This is a genomic window from Priestia sp. P5_B4 (assembly GCF_056400385.1).
The window spans coordinates 1-6,900 of the sequence record NZ_JBFULJ010000242.1 but is presented as its reverse complement, the minus strand read 5'-3'; the positions used below and the strand labels follow the sequence as shown (position 1 = coordinate 6,900).

Below are 6,900 nucleotides of genomic sequence, written 5' to 3'. Positions count from 1 at the left end.
GAGTATAGATTAGCTAGCAACTTGCTCACTAAATATGCAAAAAAGAGATTGAGACATAACTACATCCATCTAATCCGAAGACGAACAAATGGGAGTAATGAGCTGGTATCGATCACTTGTGACACCGCTGTTGATTTCCATGTAAGCCTTCGCTTTCCACGGGCGACCGATGAGCCTCCTCGTCGATTACGGGCCTGCGGGGTCTCATCACTTCCTCTTTTCCCTCAGGAGTCTTCGCCTTCCTCTCCAATCAACAGCTAGAAGTAACTAACTAGATGAAACCTACGTTCACTACAACAATGAAAAAATCCGAACGATTCATCGTTCGGATTTTCCTGCAACTAAAATATTTTCAGCTTATTTCTTTAATTTAACACCGTAATTTTCACTGTACGACGTCCAAATGCTTTTGCAGCTGACTCGGAAGGTACTAATACGTCAATTCGATATCCTTTAATCGCACCGCCCGTATCACCTGCTGTTGCCACTCCGTATCCTTCTACGTATACTTTTGAACCTAATGGAATAACGGATGGATCTACCGCAATAATTTTATGAGTGCCTGAACTCACATTTTGTCCAGTGGCTGTTACGCCGCTACACCCTGCACAATTAGCTGTATAAGCTGTTGCTTCTACATACATTTCTTTTCCAGAATGCTTTTGTGTGCTTTCTTCTTTTTTCGTTTCTTTTGCTTCTGAAGAAACGGTTGCTTTCTTCTCTGTAGCTGCAGCTGTTTTTACTTCTTGTTTTGGCTCTGTTTTTACTTCTTTTTTAGCTGTTGCCAGTTCAGCTTGACGCTTTGCTTCTGCATCAGCCTCAGCCTTTTCAGCTGCCTGCTGTTTTGCCACTTGCTCAGCTTGCTTTTGAGCTGCTTCTTTTTCTTTTGCAATCTTATCTTGAATGCCTGTTAATTCAGACTGAAGGTTTGCTTTTTCTGAAGAAGCTGCATCAATTTCATTTACGACCGTGCTGTACTTTTCTTGCATAGTTGTTAACGTTGCTGTTTGTTTGGCAACGTTTTTATCTAATTCAGCTTGTTTAGCCGCTAAGCTACCTTTTGCTGCTTCTAATACTTTTTCTTGCTTATCAATTTCTTTTTTATCTTTTTCAATTTGATCTAAATCATTTTGATGCTGCTTTAAAATATCATTATCTGCTGACAATAACGTTGTGACAGCACCCATACGTGCAACAAAATCTCCAAAGTTATCAGCATTCATTAATGTATCAATAACAACGCTTGTTTTATCGTCTTGCTGTAAAGCAACTAATCGATTTTCAATAATATCTTTACGACTTAACACTTTTTCCTGAAGCAAAACGATTTCTTTTTTCTTTTTCTCAATCATTTTGTTCGCTTCTGAAATCTGCTTTTCAGTCGATGCTAACTCTTTTTTATTGCTAGAAATTACTGTATGTAATGAATTTAATTGTGATTGAATGTTTTGAACATCTGAATTGATAGACTGTTTCTCTTTCTCTTTTTGCTGAACAGCCTTTTCTGTTTCTTTAATTTTATTTTCAGTACTCTGGAGCGCTTCTTCATTCGATTGGGCGTGAGTCTCTGTGATGCCGGTCATGAAGAAAATTCCTGTGACTGCTGCAAGAGTCATACGCTTAAAAATTTTCATAAAGTAATAGTCCCCTTTCCTCATAGACATAGTTATACCATAAAAAACTATCTGTTTATGTTACAATACAGTTAAAAGTTTCCCATAATCTGTATAACCAAGAATCTCTTTCTGGGAATTCATCACCAAAATCCCTTGATAGAGAGGTTTACTGTTTATTAAAAAAGATATATTTTTGTCATAAACAGGGCAAAATCACTCTTTAAAAATAGAAATAAACGCTTATTATTACAGGTATATTACAAATTTTTCACAGAAAATTATGTGTTTTAGCGTCTTTTAGCTCCTAATGCCATTTCATCATTATGAGCAAATACGGCTTTGATACCAGGATTTCCTTGAAGAACATTCTCCATAACGTTTAAGCCTTTTGTACGGTCAAAATCAGCCGACTGTTTAGCCGTAATATCTAGCTTTTGATCCGCAACGTTGTGGAACCCTTTTCCTCGCTCACGAGTTGCTGAAGCTCCCGGCACGCCTTCAAGTTCTGCTACTTGAGCTTTTTCCCCTACTTTTTTCACAATGTAATCAGCAGCCATTTGACCACCTTTTACATTATCTGAAGCTACTAGGGTTTCTACTTTTCCTTTTTCTGCTGAACGATCTAGTGTAATAACTGGAATCCCTACATTATTAGCCGATTGTACAGCTGTTGAAATAGCAGCTGAATCCGTTGGGTTAATAAGTAGAATGTTAACACCTTGCTGCATTAAATCTTCTACATCGTTAATTTGTTTTGCTGAATCATTTTGAGCATCTACTACAACTACTTCCATGCCCAGTTTTTTTGCTTCTTTTTGTACCCCTTCTTTTAGCGAAACAAAGAACGGATTGTTTAATGTAGAAACGGATAAACCAATTTTAATATCTTTTAAATTTTTACTTTCAGATGGTTTCGCCCACTCAGGAGGCTGAAGTGAACAAGCCCCTAACAGTAATAATGAAAATGATAATAGCACGAGCCAAATTTTCTTCATGTTTTTCCCTCCTAAGCTGACTTTTTGCGATCAATTAATACCGCGATTAAAATAACAATTCCTTTTACGACCATTTGGTAAAAGGACGAAACGCCGAGTAAGTTTAAGCCGTTGTTTAACGTTCCGATAATCAGCGCACCAATTAACGTTCCAACAATGCGTCCACGTCCTCCAGAAAGGCTTGTTCCACCCAGTACTACTGCAGCGATAGCATCTAACTCGTAAGACGTACCTGCCGTTGGCTGAGCAGAGTTCAAACGAGAAGTCAAAATCGCTCCTGATAGCGCTGCCAATAATCCTGCTAGCGAGTAGATCATAACCTTAACTTTTGGTACTTTAATTCCTGAAATAAATGCTGCTTTTTCATTTCCTCCGATTGCATATGTTCTACGGCCAAACGGCGTTTTATGCAAAATCACCCATAGGACAGCAAATGCTAGTACCATCGTAATTGCCGGAACAGGAATACCTAGAAAATAGCCGCGGYCAAATAACTGGAAGTAATAGTTTTCGCCTAACCCCGTAATCGGATTTCCATCTGTATAAACAAGCGTTAACCCTCTAAAAATTGTCATCGTCGCTAGCGTTGCAATAAACGGCGCCATTTTTCCTTTTGTAATAAGCAAGCCGTTAATCATACCCATTACAGCTCCTAACACACATCCTATTAAAATAGCTAAAATAGGATCTACACCTGACACAATCATACCTGCCATTAACGCACTTGATAAAGCAAGTATAGAGCCAACCGATAAATCAATTCCGCCTGTTAAAATGACAAACGTCATACCGAATGCAATTAAGGCATTAATGGCTACTTGACGCAGCAAGTTTAAAATATTTAAAGGTTCTAAAAAGCTTGGATTTAAAATCGATACAATGACAATAAGAATAAATAGACCTAGTAACGGACCTAGCTTTTGCATCACGTTATCAACGCGATTTTCTTTTATCGCTGTGTTTGCTTTCATTTTACTGACCTCCTGTTGCAAATGTCATAATTTTTTCTTGAGTTGCTTCTTCACTTGTCAGTTCACCTGTTATTTTTCCTTCATGTACAACCAAAATGCGATCGCTCATGCCCAGTACCTCTGGAAGCTCTGAAGACACCATGATAATAGCCACGCCTCTATCTGTCAGTTCATTCATAAGCTGATAAATTTCACGCTTTGCCCCGACGTCAACTCCTCGAGTTGGTTCATCTAAAATCAGCACTTTTGGTCCAATGCCAATCCACTTGGCAATAACTACTTTTTGCTGATTTCCTCCCGATAAGTTACCCGCACTCGTCTCAGACGACTCAGTTTTGATCGTTAAACGTTTAATGAGTAAATCTACAAATTGCTGCTCGCTTTTTTGTTCAATAAAGCCTTTTGGCGAAAAGCTGAATAGACTTGGAAGCGCAATATTTTCTCGAATAGAAAAATCCAGGACGAGCCCTTCTGTTTTACGATCTTCTGTAATGAACCCGAGACCTAATTTAATGGCTTGGTCGGGCTTTGTGATACTGACCCGTTTGCCATTTAATATAATTTCGCCTTTTTCTAACGGATCAAGCCCGAAGATAGCGCGCATAATTTCGGTTCTGCCAGCTCCCATTAGCCCCGCAACACCGACAATTTCTCCTGATCGCACTGAAAAATGAACGTCTTGAAATACACCTTTTCTCTCCAAGCCTTTTGCTTCAAATACAACGTCTCCCTTAGGAGATGTCCTAGCAGGAAATCGATCCGTTAGCTCYCTTCCTACCATTTTGCGAACAACATCATCGAAGCTGGTTTCTGGAATCGGCTTTTTGTCTACCGTCTGTCCGTCACGCATGACCGTAATGGAATCACAAATAGCGAAAATCTCTTCCATACGATGTGAAATATAGACAATCGATACACCTTGTTTTCGCAGCGCATTAATTACGTCAAATAACTTTTGAATTTCTCTTTCAGTAAGCGCTGCGGTTGGCTCATCCATGATAATGACCTTTGCATTCGTCATCAGCGCTTTGGCTATCTCAATCATTTGCTGCTGTCCGACAGAACAAAGTCCCGCTTCTTGATCAAGAGGAATGGTCACAGCTAATTTTTCAAACTGCTTCTTTGCTAACGCTTTCATTTCTTTTGTTTTTAAAAAACCTAAAGGCGTTTTTAATTCTTTGCCGATAAATAAGTTCTCAAGCACCGTCATTTCAGGCCAAACGTTCAGCTCTTGATGAATAAAGGTAACTCCGTTTTGTTCTGCTTCTTTTGGGTTTTGAAAATACGTCTCTTTGCCATCAATCAGAATCTGCCCTTCATCTTTTTTATGAAGGCCGGTTAAAATATTCATCAGCGTAGATTTCCCCGCTCCATTTTCCCCCATTAGTGCGTGAACTTCACCTTCATGTAATTCAAAATCCACGCCCCTTAGTACACGGTTTGCTCCAAAGGCTTTATGAATCCCTCTCATTGCAATATGCATGCTGTTCACCTCTTTTAAAAAATAACTCCCGCTTGTAAAATGCAGTTTGCATAAGGAGTTGCTTCTCCTGTACGAATCACAACTTTCGCTTTGCTTGTCAGCATTTTTAATTGTTCATGCGATACTTCTTCTACTAAGATGTTTTGCTTCTCCATCAACTCGTAAGCCTTTTGATTTCTTTCTTTCATTTCAGAAGCAATCACTATTTTTTCTGTAGCCATATCTTCTAACACAGCTACTACTACATCTTTAAAGCTAGGCACCCCTAGCTTTAAAGATAAATCAATTTTAGGCACGTCACTCGGAACAGGTAACCCTGCATCTGCAATGACAATAGTGTCTGTATGACCTAGATCTGTTAGTATTTTCGTAATATGACTGTTAATCATTCCGTGACGTTTCATTTACAGACTCTCCTCCACTTCTTTGCGAGTCGGCATACCGCCTTGCGCACCAAATTTAGTGACGGATAGCGAAGCTGCGCGATTAGCAAACTGAATTCCTTTTTCAAAACCCATTCCTTCGGCAAGTGCCACAGCAAGCGCTGCGTTAAATGTATCTCCTGCTCCTGTTGTATCAATCGTTTCTACTTGATAAGAAGGAACCAATACTTCTTTCTTGCCGTTAAAATAGCGCACACCTTGTTTTCCTTCTGTAATAAACAATTTATTTGGATACTGTTTTAATACTTCTTCTTTTTCTTTTCCTTCAAATAAAAGCTCTGCTTCATGTTCATTTGGAGTGATGTAAGAAACTTGTTCAATCACTTCTGCTTTTAATGGTCTTGCAGGCGCCGGATTTAACAAAAGCGGTACTTTAAGTTCCTGACAAAGCTCAGCAACATATTCAACCGTTTCTTCTGGAATCTCTTGCTGAATAAGTACGATATCCGCTTCTTTAATTTTTTCTTTTGCTTTTTCCACGTAGTCTGGAGTAATATAATCATTTGCTCCTTTGACAACTACAATGCTGTTATCTCCTTCAGCGAGTATAATGTGCGCTGTTCCGCTATCTGAATCTGTAACCGGTTTCACATTTTTCACGGATACACCGTTTGATTTGAAATTCTCCAGAATTGCTTTTCCGTAATGATCTTCGCCCACACACCCAATCATACTCACATCAGCTCCAAGACGGGCTGCTGCAACAGCTTGGTTCGCTCCTTTTCCTCCGGGAACAGTTTTGAATGATTCTCCTAACACTGTTTCTCCAGCTCCAGGACGAATATTTGATGTTACTACTAAATCCATTGATGAACTTCCAATCACAGTTACTTTAGCCATGTTCCTCAACCTTTCGTGTCGTATTTCGTTCAATAAACGTAACGGGTAGTTGTACTTGCTTTTGAATTAAAGGTTCTTTCTTAATGCATTTTATTAACAGACCTGCTGCTTGCTTGCCCATTTCATAAGCAGGCTGACGAATTGTAGACAGCGCTGGAAACGAAAAGCGGCTTTGCGGAATATCATCAAAACCAATTACTTGTAGATCATCAGGCACGCTTTTTTCTAATCGAAACGCCTCGTGTAAAACGGCTGTGGCTACAATGTCATTACTTGCAATAATCCCGTCCGTTTCAGGGTACTTTTGAAAGATTTCCTTTGCCCATTTCTGCGCATCGTCAAACGCTAGAGAATTTGTATTTAATACGTAAAAGTCTACATCAGACTGACTCAAAACAGACAGAGAGCCTTGAAAGCGTTCCTGGGCAGGCTTTACATTTACTGGACCTTTGATAAGTGTAATTCTTTTACTTCCTCTTTTGATTATTTCTTCTGCAGCAATTTTCCCACCCTCAAAACCATCAGCATAAACGGATGGATACTGTTCAGAAC

General features: G+C 39.3%; 6 protein-coding genes and 1 pseudogene. All 7 read right to left on the bottom strand.

The annotated features are described in order from the left end of the window. Nucleotides 1–365 precede the first annotated feature (365 nt). Nucleotides 366–1,634 (bottom strand): PcsB-like coiled-coil domain-containing protein, encoded by a 1,269-nt coding sequence (locus AC1DRF_RS16460; protein ID WP_340447660.1) that lies wholly within the window; start codon nt 1,632–1,634, stop codon nt 366–368. Between the two features lie 281 nt (nt 1,635–1,915). Next, nucleotides 1,916–2,611 (bottom strand): annotated as a pseudogene (locus AC1DRF_RS16455) (substrate-binding domain-containing protein); the annotation flags it as partial. Nucleotides 2,612–2,622: 11 nt separating this feature from the next. Further along, complete coding sequence (rbsC, locus tag AC1DRF_RS16450) at nt 2,623–3,582, bottom strand: ribose ABC transporter permease RbsC (RefSeq protein WP_477741175.1); 960 nt, start codon at nt 3,580–3,582, stop codon at nt 2,623–2,625. Nucleotide 3,583: 1 nt separating this feature from the next. Beyond that, nucleotides 3,584–5,065 carry a sugar ABC transporter ATP-binding protein gene (locus AC1DRF_RS16445; protein WP_013081941.1) on the bottom strand — a complete coding sequence of 494 codons (1,482 nt, stop codon included), beginning with the start codon at nt 5,063–5,065 and terminating at the stop codon, nt 3,584–3,586. Nucleotides 5,066–5,079: 14 nt separating this feature from the next. Continuing rightward, complete coding sequence (gene rbsD / locus AC1DRF_RS16440) at nt 5,080–5,469, bottom strand: D-ribose pyranase (protein WP_097824224.1); 390 nt, start codon at nt 5,467–5,469, stop codon at nt 5,080–5,082. After that, on the bottom strand, nt 5,470–6,348 hold the full coding sequence (gene rbsK / locus AC1DRF_RS16435; RefSeq protein ID WP_043980153.1) for a ribokinase: 879 nt from the start codon (nt 6,346–6,348) through the stop codon (nt 5,470–5,472). Further along, nucleotides 6,341–6,900: substrate-binding domain-containing protein (locus AC1DRF_RS16430; RefSeq protein ID WP_477741174.1), on the bottom strand; the 560-nt coding region annotated here is incomplete at its 5' end. The genes AC1DRF_RS16430 and rbsK, both read right to left, overlap by 8 nt.